General features: G+C 64.9%; 13 protein-coding genes. 9 read left to right on the plus strand and 4 right to left on the minus strand.

Annotated features, from left to right (window positions below; translation table 11 throughout):
- The first annotated feature begins 85 nt into the window (after positions 1 to 85).
- The 3 genes from JAB1_RS05525 (at position 86) to JAB1_RS05535 (ending at position 1,933) form a co-directional block, all read left to right on the plus strand.
- Entirely contained in the window at positions 86 to 703 is a 618-nt protein-coding gene (locus tag JAB1_RS05525; protein ID WP_070279121.1) for a hemolysin III family protein, read from the plus strand.
- A 91-nt stretch (positions 704 to 794) separates the two neighbouring features.
- Positions 795 to 1,676: a LysR family transcriptional regulator gene (locus JAB1_RS05530; protein WP_034782846.1), complete on the plus strand. Its 882-nt coding sequence runs from the start codon at positions 795 to 797 to the stop codon at positions 1,674 to 1,676.
- A gap of 23 nt (positions 1,677 to 1,699) precedes the next feature.
- On the plus strand, positions 1,700 to 1,933 hold the full coding sequence (locus JAB1_RS05535) for a hypothetical protein (protein WP_139144437.1): 234 nt from the start codon (positions 1,700 to 1,702) through the stop codon (positions 1,931 to 1,933).
- Here JAB1_RS05535 and JAB1_RS05540 read toward each other — a convergent pair.
- Both JAB1_RS05540 and JAB1_RS05545 read right to left on the minus strand, forming a co-directional pair.
- The gene (locus JAB1_RS05540) at positions 1,923 to 4,802 is read right to left on the minus strand and encodes an EAL domain-containing protein (protein ID WP_070279123.1); all 2,880 of its coding nucleotides are present in this window, start codon (positions 4,800 to 4,802) and stop codon (positions 1,923 to 1,925) included. The two genes, JAB1_RS05535 and JAB1_RS05540, sit on opposite strands and share 11 nt — an antisense overlap.
- A 154-nt stretch (positions 4,803 to 4,956) precedes the next feature.
- Positions 4,957 to 5,733, minus strand: coding sequence for a transferase spermidine synthase (locus JAB1_RS05545; protein ID WP_070279124.1), 777 nt, complete (start codon positions 5,731 to 5,733; stop codon positions 4,957 to 4,959).
- A gap of 165 nt (positions 5,734 to 5,898) precedes the next feature.
- On the opposite strand from JAB1_RS05545, the gene JAB1_RS05550 reads away from it, so the two are divergent.
- Together JAB1_RS05550 and JAB1_RS05555 are read left to right on the plus strand one after the other, a co-directional pair.
- Complete coding sequence (locus tag JAB1_RS05550) at positions 5,899 to 6,174, plus strand: hypothetical protein (protein ID WP_034782903.1); 276 nt, start codon at positions 5,899 to 5,901, stop codon at positions 6,172 to 6,174.
- 37 nt (positions 6,175 to 6,211) lie between these two features.
- Complete coding sequence (locus tag JAB1_RS05555) at positions 6,212 to 7,363, plus strand: GGDEF domain-containing protein (protein WP_070279125.1); 1,152 nt, start codon at positions 6,212 to 6,214, stop codon at positions 7,361 to 7,363.
- 16 nt (positions 7,364 to 7,379) lie between these two features.
- Here JAB1_RS05555 and JAB1_RS05560 read toward each other — a convergent pair whose 3' ends face one another.
- A complete protein-coding gene (locus tag JAB1_RS05560; protein WP_070279126.1) occupies positions 7,380 to 7,709 on the minus strand; it encodes a hypothetical protein in 330 nt (109 codons plus the stop codon).
- A 295-nt stretch (positions 7,710 to 8,004) separates the two neighbouring features.
- Between JAB1_RS05560 and JAB1_RS05565 the strand changes: the two genes are divergently transcribed.
- The 4 genes from JAB1_RS05565 (at position 8,005) to fdhD (ending at position 12,389) form a co-directional block, all read left to right on the plus strand.
- A complete protein-coding gene (locus JAB1_RS05565) occupies positions 8,005 to 9,087 on the plus strand; it encodes an ionic transporter y4hA (protein ID WP_070259032.1) in 1,083 nt (360 codons plus the stop codon).
- A 164-nt stretch (positions 9,088 to 9,251) separates the two neighbouring features.
- A complete protein-coding gene (locus JAB1_RS05570) occupies positions 9,252 to 10,709 on the plus strand; it encodes a Ppx/GppA phosphatase family protein (protein WP_070279127.1) in 1,458 nt (485 codons plus the stop codon).
- A gap of 93 nt (positions 10,710 to 10,802) precedes the next feature.
- Positions 10,803 to 11,492 carry a hypothetical protein gene (locus tag JAB1_RS05575; protein WP_099387357.1) on the plus strand — a complete coding sequence of 230 codons (690 nt, stop codon included), beginning with the start codon at positions 10,803 to 10,805 and terminating at the stop codon, positions 11,490 to 11,492.
- Between the two features lie 69 nt (positions 11,493 to 11,561).
- On the plus strand, positions 11,562 to 12,389 hold the full coding sequence (fdhD, locus tag JAB1_RS05580; RefSeq protein ID WP_083299576.1) for a formate dehydrogenase accessory sulfurtransferase FdhD: 828 nt from the start codon (positions 11,562 to 11,564) through the stop codon (positions 12,387 to 12,389).
- Here the strand turns inward: fdhD and JAB1_RS05585 are convergent.
- Complete coding sequence (locus JAB1_RS05585) at positions 12,386 to 14,692, minus strand: FdhF/YdeP family oxidoreductase (RefSeq protein WP_070279129.1); 2,307 nt, start codon at positions 14,690 to 14,692, stop codon at positions 12,386 to 12,388. The genes fdhD and JAB1_RS05585 overlap by 4 nt on opposite strands.
- Between the last annotated feature and the right edge of the window lie 57 nt (positions 14,693 to 14,749).

The raw sequence follows: 14,749 nt of genomic DNA on the forward strand, positions 1-14,749 counted from the left end.
CGGCCTTTCTATTGGGGTGAAGTTGCGTCACCTGGTCCCCAAGCGTGTACGATGAGCCTGTCTTTAACGCGGCAGGCGGTGATGCATGTATTACGGTGAACGGTTCAACAGCATTTCCCATACGGTGGGCGCCGCGCTGGCGGCCATCGGCGGCGTCATCCTGATCGTCGTGGCGGCCCGCACGGGCGATGCCTGGAAAATCGTCAGCTGCAGCGTGTATGCGGCCATGCTGCTCACGCTCTACCTCACTTCCACCCTGTACCACAGCATGCGCGGCAAGGCCAAGGCCGTGCTGCAGCGGCTCGACCACTGCGCCATCTACCTGCTCATCGCGGGGACCTACACGCCATTCATGCTGGTGACCCTGCGCGGACCTTGGGGCTGGTCGCTGTTCGGCGTCGTGTGGGGCCTGGCCCTGCTTGGCATCGTGCAGGAATATGTGTACGCGAAAGGCGCGCGCATCCTGTCGCTGGTGATTTACGTGGCCATGGGCTGGCTCATCGTCATCGGCATCAAGCCGCTGCTGGCCGCGCTCGAGTGGAACGGCTTCCTGTGGCTGGTGGCGGGCGGCCTGTGCTACACGGGCGGCATCGCTTTCTATGCCACCGACCACAAGCTGCGCCATGGCCACGGCATCTGGCACCTGTTCGTGCTGGCCGGCAGTAGCTGTCATTTTATCGCCATTTTGTTCTACGTTGCCTGACGTTGGCTGCTGCCTTCACTGTTGCCATGATTCCATTATAATGGCGCGATATGTGAAAATAGCGCAACAATGCGGCAATAATAAGGCAACAATGGATATCAATTCGGACGACCTGAAAATCTTCGTCACCGTGATCGACAGCGGCACCCTGAGCGCGGCCGCCGTGCACCTGGGGCAAACCACCTCGGGCGTCAGCCGCGCCCTGTCTCGCCTGGAAGACAAGCTGGCCACCTCGCTGCTGACGCGCACCACGCGGCGCATGGAGCTGACGGAAGAGGGGCAGCTGTTCCTGGACAAGGCGCGCGCCATCCTCGCGTCGATGGAAGACGTGGAAGAGTCGATCCGCATCCGCCGCCAGAAGCCGGCCGGGCGCCTGTCCGTCGATGCCGCCTCGCCCTTCATGCTCCATTGCGTGGTGCCCCACGTGGCGGAATTTCGCGCCATGTACCCGGACATCCGCCTGGAACTGACCAGCAACGACCAGATCGCCGACCTGCTCGAACACCGCACCGACATCGCCATCCGCATCGGCGCCCTGGTCGACTCGACCCTGCATGCGCGCCCCCTCAGTGCCAGTCCGCTGCACGTGCTGGCCACGCCCGCCTACCTGGCGCGCCACGGCACCCCGGCCACGCCGGAAGCGCTGTCCGGCCATGCGCTGCTGGGCTTTGCGCAATATGAACTGGGCAATAGCTGGCCGCTGCGCCACGAAGCCGGCAACAGCCTGCAGATCGTGCCCGCACTGGCCGCTTCCAGCGGCGAAACCCTGCGCCAGCTGGCCCTGCACGACCAGGGCATCGTCTGCCTGTCCGACTTCATGACGAAGGACGACATCGCGGCCGGCCGCCTGGTGCAGGTGCTGCAGCCGTTCTATACGGGCTACCGCCAGCAGATCCACGCCGTGTATTACCGCAATACGCAACTGGCGCAGCGCATCAGCTGCTTCCTCGAGTTCCTGCAACAGAAGCTGTAAGCCCGGGCATGAAGGCGAAGAGCATGGAGTGCCCCACCTGCGGCGAATATGGCGACCTGCTGCACGCAACGGTCAAGAAGACGGGGCAGACGGTGATCGTTTGCACGGAATGCGACTTGCTGTGGATGCATCCGCAACAGGACATCGATCCGGCCCGCGCGCTCGACGTGGCGTCGTTTCTCGAGCAAGCGGGCATTGAGCCCGATTGGCAGGAACTGCAATTAGGCGCCAGGGTGCCGCCGCCGGCTACAGCATGACGTGCGTTTCTTCCGCCCGCAGCAGCGCTTCCACTTCGTGCGCGGGCAGCGGCCGGCTGAAGTAAAAACCTTGCGCCTCGTCGCAGCCATGGCGGCGCAGGTAATCGAGCTGCTCGGCCGTTTCCACGCCTTCGGCCACCACGCGCAGCTTCAAATTGTGCGCCAGGGCGATGATGGATACGACGATGGCCGCATCGTCCGCGTCGCGCGCCACGTCGCCGACGAAGCTGCGGTCGATCTTCAGCACGTCGATGGGGAAGGTGCGCAGGTAGGCGAAGCTGGAATAGCCGGTGCCGAAGTCGTCGATCGACAGCTTCACCCCCAGCGCCTTCATGTCGTGCAGCTGGCTGACGGCCAGCGCCACGTCGTGCATGAACAGGCTTTCCGTCAGTTCCAGCTCCAGGCAGGCCGGCGGCAAGCCCGTTTCCAGCAGCACGTCGGCGATCGACGCCACCAGGTTCGGCTCGTTGAACTGGCGCGCCGACAGATTCACGGCCAGGCGCAAGGTGTCCAGTCCCGCCGCATGCCAGCGTTTTACCTGTGCGCACGCTTCGCGCATGACCCAGGCGCCGATCGGCACGATCAGGCCCGTGTCTTCCGCCAGCGCGATGAAGCGCTGCGGCGCCACCATGCCCAGGTCGGGGTGCTGCCAGCGCAGCAGCGCTTCCACGCCGACGATGCGGCCGCTGGCCAGGTCCACCTGCGGCTGGTAATGCAGCACGAACTGCTCGCGTTCCAGGGCGTTGCGCAGCGCCGTCTCGATGCGCAGGCGCTCCAGGGTGGCCTGGTTCATGGCCGTCGTGTAGAACTTGATGTTGTTGCGGCCCTGTTTCTTGGCGCAGTACATGGCGATGTCGGCCTGCTCGATCAGGTTCTGCGTCTCGCCATTCAGGGTCACGTCGCCGGGCGCGTCGTAGCGCGACATGTCATAGACGGCCACGCCGATGCTGCAGGTGACGAAGAATTCCTTGCCATCCAATAGCACCGGCTGCGCCACGGCATCCATCACGCGCTGCACGATGGCGCCGCTGAGCACTTCGTCCGCCTGTTCGCACAGGATGGCGACGAATTCATCGCCGGACAGGCGCGCCACCGTATCGCTTTCGCGCAGGCTGGCCTGCAAGCGCGTGGCGATGGTTTTCAGCAGCAGGTCGCCAGCCTTGTGGCCCAGGCTGTCGTTGACGAATTTGAACCGGTCGAGGTCAATCAACAGCACCCACAATGCGCGGTTCTTACGGCGCGACAGGGCCATCGCCTGCGCCAGGCGGTCGCGCAGCAGGGCGCGGTTGGGCAAGCCTGTCAGCACGTCGTGGTGGGCGATGTGCTGGATTTGCTGCTCGGCCAGCTTGCGTTCCGTGATTTCCGAACCCGTGCCCCGGTAGCCGCGAAATTCGCCCAGCTCGTTGAATAGCGGTTCGCCATTGATGCTGAACCAGCGCAGCTGGCCATCGCGGTCCTGCATCGCATATTCGAGGTTGGAAAAGGGCAGGTGCGCTTCCAGGTTGGCGATATGCTGCTTGCCCCAGCGCGAATTGCGCATCTCTGCATTGTTGTCCCAGCGGGTCAGGCCGATGAAGCGTTCCAGCGGCATGTTCGACTTGTCCGTGAAACCGCTGGTGATGTGGGTGAAGCAGAAGTTGGCATCCTGTTCCCAGTACCAGTCCGAGGACAGGGCCAGCAGGCGGCGGAAGCGCTTTTCGCTCTCCTGCAAGGCGCGCTCCGTGCGCTGGCGCGCCCGCACGTCGGCGCTGAGCAGCTCGTTGCTGCGTTTGAGGTCGGCCGTGCGCTGCTCCACCAGCAGTTGCACGCGGCGCGAACGCTGCGTCAGCGACTGCACGAAGGCGGCCGTCAATACGCTGAACAGCAAACCCGTGATCAGGGTAAACAGGGAGCCCAGGTGGTCGGCCAGGAAGGGGCGGGGATGGGCCACCACGCGCACGTGCCAGGGCCGGCCGGCGGAAGCGAAGGCCCGGTCATAATGGCTGTGGTAGGCAAAGTGCAGCCAGCGGGGCAGCGATTCCCACGCGCCGCCCGGTTCGTCGGCAGGCGCCTGGCCATGCCGGAAGATCAATTGGCGCGGGTCGGCGCCGGCATCGGCGTAGACGCTCAGTTCAAGCTGCGAGTCGCCCAGCAGGTCGGCGCCGGCGAGGATTTTCTGCACCAGTTCCCCGGCGCGCACGATGACCGCCGTATCGCCGATCAATGCCGCGCGCCGCTGCTGTACCGTCTGCAGGGGCACGCCGTGGCGGTACACGGGGCGCACGATGACGAAGCCCTGCTGCGGTCCCTGCGCCAGGGCCAGCAGGCCGGTGGCGGTGGTCTGGCCGCTGACGATCGCCTGTTCCAGCGCGCGCGCCAGCACGCCGTTCGGGCTGACGTTCAGGCCGAAGGCGGGGCGGTTGCCCTGCAACGGTTCGAGGTAGTCCACCACCAGGTAGCTGGCGCGCGTCGTGGCGGGCACGACGACGCCATCGCGCATTTCCGTCATGGCGTAGTCGGGCACGATGCGCCGCAGCTCGGCCTCGAATGCCGCGCGCTGCGCATGCGGCACGATGCGGTGGAAATTGAAGGCCTGGATGAACGGGTGGCGCTGCAGCAGCGGCGTGGTGAAGTCGTGGAACTGTTCCCGTGTGACGGGCACGACGGCGGCAAACAGCTGGTTCGTCGTGGTCAGCACCTCGACGGCATCGTCGAGTCCCTGCTCGATGGCGGCCACCCTGGCGCTGGCGCGCTGCTGCAGGCTCAGGCTCATCTTGTCGTATTCGAGCTGGCTGATGGCGGCGAACAGCACGGCCGTCACGCTGACGCCGCAGGCAAAGGTCAGCGCGGCCGCGGCAGAAATTGACAATGGCAGGCGGCCACGCAGCATGGTTTTTCCTATCTCACTTCATGGATACATGGGTTCGGCGGCGCCTGCCGGCCCCACGCAGGCCGTAGTTTGTCATAAACCACATCCATCATGCTGATTTTGCACCAAATCACTGCTAATAAGCAACAATATCTATGGCCGGGGAGGGCGACTTTTAGTCGCTGCCCGCGCCTGACTGGCGGCGCACACGCCACAACTGCCAGGCCGGCAGCCAGCGGTTCAGGAAAGCCAGGCCGGCCATCCGCCGCCAGCGCACCAGGCGCACCACGCGCACGGCGCGGCCGTCGGCGCCTTGGCCTTGCTTCGGCTTGGCGGCGAAGATGATGCGGTTATTGCCCGCGATGCCATCGAAGTGGCACACGGCACCGCGGAAGGTGAGCATTAGGCGCGCCAGCATGGCAGGGTAATGCTCGTCATAACTGAACAGATTGGCCACCAGCACGCCGCCGGGCAGCAGCGCGCGCAGGCAGTCCGCATAGAAGCGCGCGCTGCCCAGTGCCGGCGGCAAGCCCGTCTCGTCATAGCCGTCGAGCAGCAGCACGTCGGCGCAGCCCGGATGCTGGCGGATATAGCTGACGGCATCCGTCTCGATGATGCGCAGGCGCGCGTCGTCGGGCGGCAGCATGAACTGCTCGCGCAGGGCGATCACGTCGGCGCGCAATTCCAGCACGGTGATGCGGGTGTCGGGCAGGTGGCGGTGGCAGAATTTCAGCAGCGAGCCGCCGCCCAGTCCCACCATCAGGATATGCCGCGGGCGCGGCACGAACAGGGTAAAGCACATCATGGCGCGCGCATAGCGCAGCAGCAGATGGTCGGGGCGCGACAGCAGCATTTCGCTCTGGATCATGCCGGGCTGGAATTCCAGGCGGCGCCGGTCGCCACAGGTATGCACCTGCGGGGCAAGTGGGGTGGTGCTTCTGTTTTCCGGCATGGGACGACTTCGCTGAGTGGACTGGGGGAGATGCTTTGTTGCATTCAGAGAAATCTGATAAGCTCCCGTGAGCATACCCGATTAATCCGCGCCGAGCATGCGTATATGTAGATGTATACGGCGCGCGGCGGCACGGCCGCGCAGTCGGGCACCATGGAGACAAGCATGTTTTTGGATCACCCCATTATTACGGCGACGAACAGTTTTACGGAGCCTGACCGCATCGAGCGGCTGACGCGCGTGTATGGCTACGCGGCGGCGCTGGCCGACCAGGCCGACAATGTCGGCTTCATTGAAAAAGTGGCGCAGATCCACGACCACAAGGGCACCCTCATCGTGTTCTGGCACGAGGCACCCAGCGACGTGGAGAAGCAGTATTTCGTGCAGGCGTGGGCCAGCAAGGTCGGCGACGGCAGCACCAATGTCGAGCACGAAATCTGACCTGGCGCGCCGCGCCTGCGCATCGATAGCGTAGCCCATGGATATCAAGACCCTGGTACTGGCCCTGGCGCTCGGCAACCTGAGCCTGTGCGCTGCCCTGTTCTTCTTCGAGTACGAGCGCAAGAAGTCGCTCAGCATGTCCACCTGGGCGGTGGCCAAGCAATGCCAGGCCGTGGCCTGGTGCCTGCTGTACTTCCGCGGCGTGCTGCCCGATTTCCTCTCCATCTTGTTGGGTAACAGCCTGCTGTTTGCCGGCATGGCGCTCGATGCGGGCGCGCTGTGGCAGGCGGCCGGGCGCAGCGGCTGGCGCCGTTATGTCTTGCCGGCGCTGGGGCTGTCGGTGGCCCTGTTTGCCGCCTGTTATCTGTTCGATGTGGCGCCGCTGCTGCGCAGCGCCGGCGGTTCGCTGATCGTGGCCGGTTTCTTCCTCGCCGGCGTGGCCGCCCTGTGCCTCAAGTGGCGCGAGGCGAGCATGCTGCGCCGTTTCCTCGTCGTCAGCATGGGCTTGCTGTCGCTGCTGATCGCCGCGCGCGGCGTGCTGGCTGCCGCCGTCCCCGATTTTGACGCGGAGCTGCTGCAGCTGGCCGGTTTTGGCGCCCTGTACCTGATGATGCTGACGAATGCTTTCGGCTACCTGCTGCTGTCGCGTGAAAAACTGGGCGGCGAGCTGGCGCGCCTGGAAGTGCTCGATGCGGCCACGGGCGTGCCGAACCGGCGCGGCTTTTACCAGGCGCTGGCGCCATGGATGGCACTGGCGCGCCGGCCTGGCTTGCCGACGGCGCTGGTGGTGCTCAATATCGATCACTTTAAAAGAGTCAACGACAGCTATGGCCATCCGGTGGGCGATGCGGTGCTGAAAACCATCGTCGACACGTGCCGCCAGCAGTTGCGCGACAGCGACCTGATGGGCCGCCTGGGCGGCGCCGAATTCGCCATCCAGCTGCCGCGCACGACCCTGGCCGATGCGCTGATGGTGGCCGAGCGCATCCGCGCCGCCGTCGAAGTGCTGCCCGTCAAGACGGAGCGCGCCGTGCTGCAGCTGACGGCCAGCCTGGGCGTGACCACCATCCGCGCCGAGGACAGCACCGTCAGCCTGTTCAAGCGCGCCGACGAGGCGCTGCAGGCGGCCAAGCAGGCGGGCCGCAACAGGGTAGTGGAAGCGCAGGGTGCCAGCACCCTGGACATTTAATTCAGCCCAAGCCCGCTTACTTCTTGCGCGAGCCCAGCCAGCTGGGTTCCTTGCCGCATTCTTTAGGCAAGAACAAGGCATCGAGGCCGGGATCGCAGCGATGGTCAGGCGCCTTCATCGGTTCGACGGTCAGCCATTCGCTCTTGGGCAGGATCTTTTCTTCGCGTGGTTCCACGGGCGGCGCGGGCGGCAGGCTGTCTTGCCACCTTGGCTCTGCGGCAGGCGCGGGCGCGGTGGCCCAGTTCGCGTCGACCTGCGCTGGCGGAGTGTCCGCGTGTGCGGCGGCGCTCAGCAAGCTGCCGGCGAGGATGAATGCACGCATGGCGGCGCTGTGTACGGAAATCATGGTCTGTCCTTGGTCGGTGCCGCGAGGGCGGGCCCTGCATTATGACGCCAGCCGGAAGCAAAAACACAAGAAAATTGCAACGGCATGTTACCAAAGGGACTATAGTTACTGGTAGCAAGCAGGTGCATCACAGCAAGGGGCTCGAACGATGAGCAAGGCGCGGGGCGCCGCTACCCGAACGTGTGCATTCCCTAACTTTCATTTAAGCTAAGCAAGTTATGCTATCGAGCGCACGCCAGGCTGCCCTGTGCCGTCCGCACCGCAGTTCCTCTTTCTTACTCTTGCCAGGCCCATAATGAAAATGCTCAAATCCCTGCCTGTATGGCCGCTTGCCGCCCCCGTTGCCGGCTGGCTGTTCCTGTTCGGTTCCACCTTCAATGTCGGCGGCGCCTACCAGATACTGCTGGTGGCTGGCCTGATCGGCAGCGTGCTGGCCGCCGTGTACCACGCGGAAGTGGTGGCGCACCGCATCGGCGAACCGTACGGCACGCTGGTGCTGGCGCTGGCCGTGACCCTGATCGAGGTGGCGCTGATCGTTTCGCTGATGCTGGCCGGCGGACCGGAAACGACAGGGCTGGCGCGCGATACCGTGTTTGCCGCCATCATGATCATCCTGAACGGCATCGTCGGCATCTGCCTGCTGCTGGGCGCCGGGCGCCACAAGGAGCAGACCTTCGGCCTGCTGGGCGTGAGCGCCTCGCTGGCCACCCTGGCGGCGATTGCCGTTTTGACCCTGGTGCTGCCGAACTACACCTCGAGCGCCGCCGGTCCCTTCTACAATTCCAGCCAGTTGATCTTCATCGCCGTCATTTCCCTGGTCCTGTACGGCACCTTCGTGCTGGTGCAGACGGTGCGCCACCGCGATTACTTCCTGCCCAAGGAAGCCGTTGGCGATGAAGAGGTGCATGCGGCTCCGCCCACGGCCACCGTCGCCTGGGTCAGCGCCGGCGCGCTGCTGGTGTGCCTGGGCGCCGTGGTGCTGCTGGCCAAGTCGCTGGCGCCCGCGCTGGAGACGGCGATTGCCGCCATGGGCGCGCCGAAAACCCTGGTCGGCATCGTCATCGCCGCCATCGTGCTGCTGCCCGAAGGCCTGGCCGCCGTGCGCGCCGCGCGCGCGAATCGCCTGCAAACGAGCTTGAACCTGGCGCTCGGTTCCGCGCTGGCCAGCATCGGCCTGACGATTCCCGCCGTGGTGGTGGTGTCGCTGGCCACGGGCCTGACGATTACCCTGGGACTCGATATCAAGTCGACGGTGCTGTTGCTGCTGTCGCTGATGGTGGCCACCCTGTCGCTGGGCACGGGCCGCACCACGGTCATGCAGGGCACGGTGCATCTGGTGATTTTCGCGGTCTATCTGTTTACCACTATCGTCCCATAAGCACCGCGGCTGGTCGCCGTTTTGTCACAATCCTGTCACGCCGCTGTCATACGATGAGGGTAGTGTGGTAGGATTTTTAAATCGTTTAAATGATTTATATAGTTTAGTAACTGAGTTTGCCAACTTTTTCAGTTGGCACAGTAATGACAAGACAAGAGGCCAGTATGTATGCAGCGGTGGACCTGGGGTCCAACAGTTTTCGTTTACACGTCGGCAAGCATGATGGCGACACGATCCGCGTGGTCAAGAGCGTGCGCGACCCGATACGCCTGGCCGCTGGCCTGGACGCCAATGGCGACCTGACCGAAGCGGCCATGCAGGGCGCCCTGGCTTGCCTGCAGCGCTTTCGCGCCATCCTCGCTGGCTTCGAACTCGATGCCGTGCGCGTGGTGGCCACGTCGGCCATGCGCGTGGCGCGCAACGGCGCCGTCTTCCTGCCGCTGGCCGAACAAGCCATCGGCCATCCGATCGAGATCATCTCGGGCGAGGAAGAGGGACGCTTGATCTACATGGGCGTGGCCAATGCGCTGGCCATTCCCGGCGAACGCCGGCTGGTGATGGATATCGGCGGCGGCTCGACCGAACTGATACTGGGGCGCGGCAACGATATCGAACGGGTCGAGTCGTTCAGCCTGGGCACGGTCAAGCAAAGCCTGTCGTTCTTCATCGGCGGGCGCATCGACGCGCCGTCGTTCGAGGCGGCCATCCTGTCGGCGCGCAGCCATTTCGAGGATGCCGCGCCGCCGTACCGTCCGCAGCACTGGAAGACGGCCTACGGCTCTTCCGGCACCATCCGCACCATCGCCGACATCATCGCCCGCAACAAGCTGGGTGACGGCTTGCTCACGAGCGCCAGCCTCGATGCGCTGGCGCGCCGTTTCATTGAACTCGGCCACACCAGCCGCATCGACATGCCCGGCTTGCGCCCCGACCGCGCCAGCACCATCGTCGGCGGCCTGGCCATCTTGATCGGCCTGTTCCGCGAACTGGCTATTCCCGCCATGACGCCGATCGAGGCGGGCTTGCGCATGGGCGTGATGTGGGATTTGTACCTGCGTTCGACCAAGCGCGACCGCCGCGAACAGTCGGTGCAGGGCTGCATGGAGAAATTCCATATCGACCAGCAGCGCGCGGGCAGGGTGGCCGAGCAGGCGCTGGCCATGTATGCGCAGCTCAAGCCCACGTCCGACGCCCTGGTGAAATGCCTGCGCTGGAGCAGCCTGCTGCACGAAGTGGGCCTGGCCGTGTCGCAGACGGGCTACCACAAGCACGCCTCCTACATCGTGGAAAACGCCGACTTGCCCGGCTTTACCACGCGCGAACAGAAGACCATGAGCCGGCTGATCCTGGCGCAGAAGGGCAACTTGCGCAAGATCGGCGAAGTGCTATCCGACCCCGATTTCGCCAAGGCCGTGCTGGCGCTGCGCCTGTCGATCTTGCTCATGCATGCGCGCATCGAAGCCGATTTCAGCGAACTGCGCCTGCGCATGAAGAACCGCATCGAACTCGATATCAAGCGCGGCTGGGTCGCACACCATCCCACCGTGTCGTTCTGGATCGAGAAGGAGCAGGAATTCTGGGATGGGGTCGGGGTCGATTTCACCATCCGCGCCAGTGCCTAGAAGGTCATGCCGTGCGCATGACTTGATGTGCAGCAAGCAAGATTTTAAAAAACAGTATATATTGTTTATATTATTTATTAGATTGGAAAATCCATGACCAAAACCATCCCAGCGAAAAAAGCCGACAGCGCGCCCGTATCGATGTTCCCTACCAGCGCCTCGATCAATGCGGCTGCGGCCAAGGCGGCACCGGCCGCGAAGCCCGCCGCTAAACCAGCTGCGAAAGCAGCCGTCAAGCCAGTGGCAAAAGCCGCCGTCAAGCCGGCGGCAGCCAAGCCAGCGGCGGTCAAGCCAGCCGTGGCCAAGGCGCCAGCCGCCAAACCGGCAGCGAAGGCCGCCGTTGCCAAGCCTGCGGCCAAAGCCGTCGTCAAAGCCGCCGTCAAACCGGCAGCCAAGCCAGCCGTGAAAGCTGTCGCCAAGCCGGCGGCCAAACCTGCGGTGAAAACCGTCGCCAAGCCGGCCGCGAAAGCCGCCGTTAAACCGGTAGCCAAGGCGGCCGCCAAGCCTGCGCCAGCGAAAAAAGCGCCGGTCGCCAAGGTCGCCGCCGTCAAGGAAAAAGCCCGCAAGCCGAAACTGGTGCGCGACAGCTTCACCATGCCGGAAGCGGAATACGAAGTCCTGGGCCAGGTGAAAAAAGCCTGCCTGAAGGCTGGTTTCGAGATCAAGAAAAGCGAATTGCTGCGCATCGGCGTGGCGCTGATCAGCCAGATCGACCTGGCTACCCTGCAAAACGTGCTGGCCGGCTTGCCGCAGCTGAAAACGGGCCGTCCGAAGAAGGATTGATGGCGCGGGCAGGGGCCGCCCCCTGTCTGCCCGTTCTGGTTTACCATGGGGCCTGTGCTAGTTCCCCCCATGGTTGCCATGTCAGAAGATACAGAGATTGAACGCGCCGGCTTTGTCGAGCGCGCCATTGTCCGCCACCAGGCGGGCATTTCTACCCCAGCCATCGACCACGTCGCCGAGGAAATTCCCGTCGCGCTGGTCTTCAATGGCATTTCCCACGTCGTCATGATGGCCACCCCGCGCGACCTGGAAGCGTTTGCCTACGGCTTCGCGCTGACGGAGGGCGTGGTGGCTTCCGCTGGCGCCATCTTCGACTGCGAAGTGTTCCTGCGTCCTGATTCCGCCGAAGTGGCTTTGAGCATCGCCCAGGAAGATTTCGTGCGCCTGAAGGACCGGCGCCGCCAACTCACGGGCCGCACGGGCTGCGGCGTGTGCGGCATCGATAGCATCGACATGCTCGATTTGCGGCCCGCAGCGCTGCCGCCGGCGCTGATCCACGTCGACCTGCCGGCCGCGCTGGCGCGCGCATCAAGCGGCTTGCGAGAACACCAGGCGCTGATGCGGGAAACGGGCGGCGTGCACGCGGCCGCGTGGTGCACGCCCGATGGCGAAATCGCGCACGTATTCGAGGATGTCGGCCGCCACAATGGCCTGGATAAACTGATCGGCCATTTGGCACTGAGCGGGGCGGACATGCGGCGCGGCTTCGTCTTCCTGTCCAGCCGCGGCAGCTACGAGCTGGCGCGCAAGGCGGCGCGCATGCAGATACCGTTGCTGGCGACGATCTCCGCGCCCAGTTCGCTGGCCATTTCCATCGCCACGCAGGCGGGCATGAAGCTGGTGGGTTTCTGCCGCCAGGATGCGTACGTCGACTACACGCCCGGTATCAGTATTTAGGCAGCACTGCGCTGCAGCAGCACGGGGACGGACTTCGACGTGGGCGTGCCGGCGCCGTCGGCCGTGCTGGCCAGCGGCACCAGCGCGTTCGTCTCCGGATAATACGCGCCCAGGCAGCCGCGCGGGATGTCGTAGGCCACGAGCCGGAAGCCGTCGGCGCGGCGCACCACGCCATCGTCCCAGGCGCCGATCAAGTCCACCAGGTCGCCATCGGCAAAGCCCAGCATGGCGATATCTTCCGCGTTGGCGAAGACGACCTTGCGCGTGCCGTACACGCCGCGGTAGCGGTCATCCATGCCGTAGATGGTGGTGTTGTACTGGTCGTGCGAGCGCGTGCTCATCAAGACCATCAGGCGCTCGCCATGCCGCGCGCGGGCGCGGTGCAGCGGCGTGTCGAGGTCCAGCGGGGCGACGAGGAAGCTGGCCTTGCCGCTGGCCGTCTTCCACAGGCGTTCGCGCGACGCCACCGTCAGATGAAAGCCGCCCGGCTGCGCCACCCTGGCGTTGTAGTCGTAAAAGTCGTCAAATACCTTCTCGATATCGTCGCGGATGCGCGCATAGTCTGCCGCATACGCACGCCAGTCCACCAGGCTGCTCCCCACCGTCGCTTCGGCCATGCCGGCCACGATGGCCACTTCCGAGCGCAGCTGCGGCGAAGCGGGCGCATTGCGGCCGTACGAGATATGCACCATGCTCATCGAGTCTTCCACCGTCACGCCCTGCGCCACGCCGTGCTGCAGGTCGATCTCCGTGCGGCCCAGGGTGGGCAGCAGCAAGGCTTCCTTGCCGATGACCAGGTGGCTGCGATTGAGCTTGGTGGCCACCTGCACCGTCAGCGCGCACTGGCGCAGGGCGGCAAAAGTGAGCGGCGTGTCCGGCGTAGCCGCGGCAAAATTGCCGCCCAGCGCGATGAACACCTTGACCTCGCCGCGCTGCATGGCTTCGATACTGGCCACCACATCGTGGCCATGCGCGCGCGGCGGCTCGAATCCATATACCTGGCCCAGGCGGTCGAGGAAGGCCTTGGTCGGCTTTTCCTCGATACCCACCGTGCGGTCACCCTGCACGTTCGAGTGGCCGCGCACGGGGCACAGCCCGGCGCCCGGCTTGCCGATCTGGCCGCGCAACATCATCAGGTTCGACAGCATGCGGATGGCCGCCACGCTGTGCTTGTGCTGCGTCAGTCCCATGCCCCAGGTGGCGATGATGCGCTGGCCCTTGACGAAGATGTCCGTCAATGCCTCGATCTGCGCGCGCGCCACGCCCGATTCTTTCAGCAGCAAGTCCCAGCTTTCGGCCCGCAGGTCGGCGCGGAAGGCGTCGAAGCCGCTGCAGTGTTCCGCGATGAAAGCGTGATCGACGACGGCGGGCCTGCCTGCCGCCAGCGCCGCATCGTCATGCTCGACGACGCGCTTGGCGACGGCCTTGATCAGGGTGAAGTCGCCACCCAGGGTCGGCTGCACGAACAGGCCGGCCAGGCGCGTGCTGCCCAGGGTCGCCATTTCCAGCGCGCTTTGCGGGTCCATGAAGCGCTGCAAGCCCCGTTCGCGCAGGGGATTGATGGAAACGATGCTGCCGCCGCGGCGCGCGCAGTCGCGCAGTTCGCCCAGCATGCGCGGGTGGTTGGTGGCGGGATTCTGGCCGAAGATGAGGATGGTGTCGGCCAGTTCGAAATCGACCAGGGTCACCGTGCCCTTGCCGATGCCCACCGTGGCCGGCAAGCCGCGGCTGGTGGCCTCGTGGCACATGTTGGAGCAGTCGGGGAAGTTGTTGGTGCCGTACAGGCGCGCCATCAGCTGGTACAGGAAGGCCGCTTCGTTGCTGGCGCGCCCCGACGTATAGAACGCGGCCTGGTCCGGATCGGGCAGGGCGCGCAGGTGGCGACCCACGAGGGCGTAGGCGTCATCCCAGGAAACCGGCACGTAGCGGTCGCTGGCAGCGTCGTACACCATCGGTTCGGTCAGGCGGCCATGCTGTTCGAGCGCGTAGTCCGACTGTTGCAGCAGCTGGGTGACGGTATGGCTGGCAAACAGTTCCGGGCCGGCGCGCCGGCTGGTCGCTTCGGCGGCGACGGCCTTGGCGCCGTTCTCGCAAAAGGCAAACGTGGAAGCGTGGTCACGGTCGGGCCAGGCGCAGCCGGGGCAATCGAAACCGTCCGGCTGGTTTTGCGCCAGCAGCGCTTTCAGATTGCCGGGCGCGACCCGCTCCTGGCGCAGGCTGATGGCCACGTGTTTCAAGGCATCCCAGCCGGCTGCCGGCTTGGTGTAGGGCGTGATGTGTGGTGGGTCCTGGTCTTTCATCATGTCTTTCGGCTGGGCGAGTGTGGTAATTATGCACGATCCCCGAATGACATTGACTTG

The sequence above is a fragment of the Janthinobacterium sp. MP5059B genome, assembly GCF_001758645.1.
In the GTDB taxonomy this organism is placed as follows: Bacteria; Pseudomonadota; Gammaproteobacteria; order Burkholderiales; family Burkholderiaceae_D; genus Janthinobacterium; species Janthinobacterium lividum.

Excerpts from the sequence above, each read along its gene's own strand:
- JAB1_RS05525 (WP_070279121.1), top strand. The coding sequence starts at position 86 with ATGTATTACGGTGAACGGTTCAACAGCATTTCCCATACGGTGGGCGCC.
- JAB1_RS05530 (WP_034782846.1), top strand. The coding sequence starts at position 795 with ATGGATATCAATTCGGACGACCTGAAAATCTTCGTCACCGTGATCGAC.
- JAB1_RS05535 (WP_139144437.1), top strand. The coding sequence starts at position 1,700 with ATGGAGTGCCCCACCTGCGGCGAATATGGCGACCTGCTGCACGCAACG.
- JAB1_RS05540 (WP_070279123.1), bottom strand. The coding sequence starts at position 4,802 with ATGCTGCGTGGCCGCCTGCCATTGTCAATTTCTGCCGCGGCCGCGCTG.
- JAB1_RS05545 (WP_070279124.1), bottom strand. The coding sequence starts at position 5,733 with ATGCCGGAAAACAGAAGCACCACCCCACTTGCCCCGCAGGTGCATACC.
- JAB1_RS05550 (WP_034782903.1), top strand. The coding sequence starts at position 5,899 with ATGTTTTTGGATCACCCCATTATTACGGCGACGAACAGTTTTACGGAG.
- JAB1_RS05555 (WP_070279125.1), top strand. The coding sequence starts at position 6,212 with ATGGATATCAAGACCCTGGTACTGGCCCTGGCGCTCGGCAACCTGAGC.
- JAB1_RS05560 (WP_070279126.1), bottom strand. The coding sequence starts at position 7,709 with ATGATTTCCGTACACAGCGCCGCCATGCGTGCATTCATCCTCGCCGGC.
- JAB1_RS05565 (WP_070259032.1), top strand. The coding sequence starts at position 8,005 with ATGAAAATGCTCAAATCCCTGCCTGTATGGCCGCTTGCCGCCCCCGTT.
- JAB1_RS05570 (WP_070279127.1), top strand. The coding sequence starts at position 9,252 with ATGTATGCAGCGGTGGACCTGGGGTCCAACAGTTTTCGTTTACACGTC.
- JAB1_RS05575 (WP_099387357.1), top strand. The coding sequence starts at position 10,803 with ATGACCAAAACCATCCCAGCGAAAAAAGCCGACAGCGCGCCCGTATCG.
- fdhD (WP_083299576.1), top strand. The coding sequence starts at position 11,562 with ATGGTTGCCATGTCAGAAGATACAGAGATTGAACGCGCCGGCTTTGTC.
- JAB1_RS05585 (WP_070279129.1), bottom strand. The coding sequence starts at position 14,692 with ATGATGAAAGACCAGGACCCACCACACATCACGCCCTACACCAAGCCG.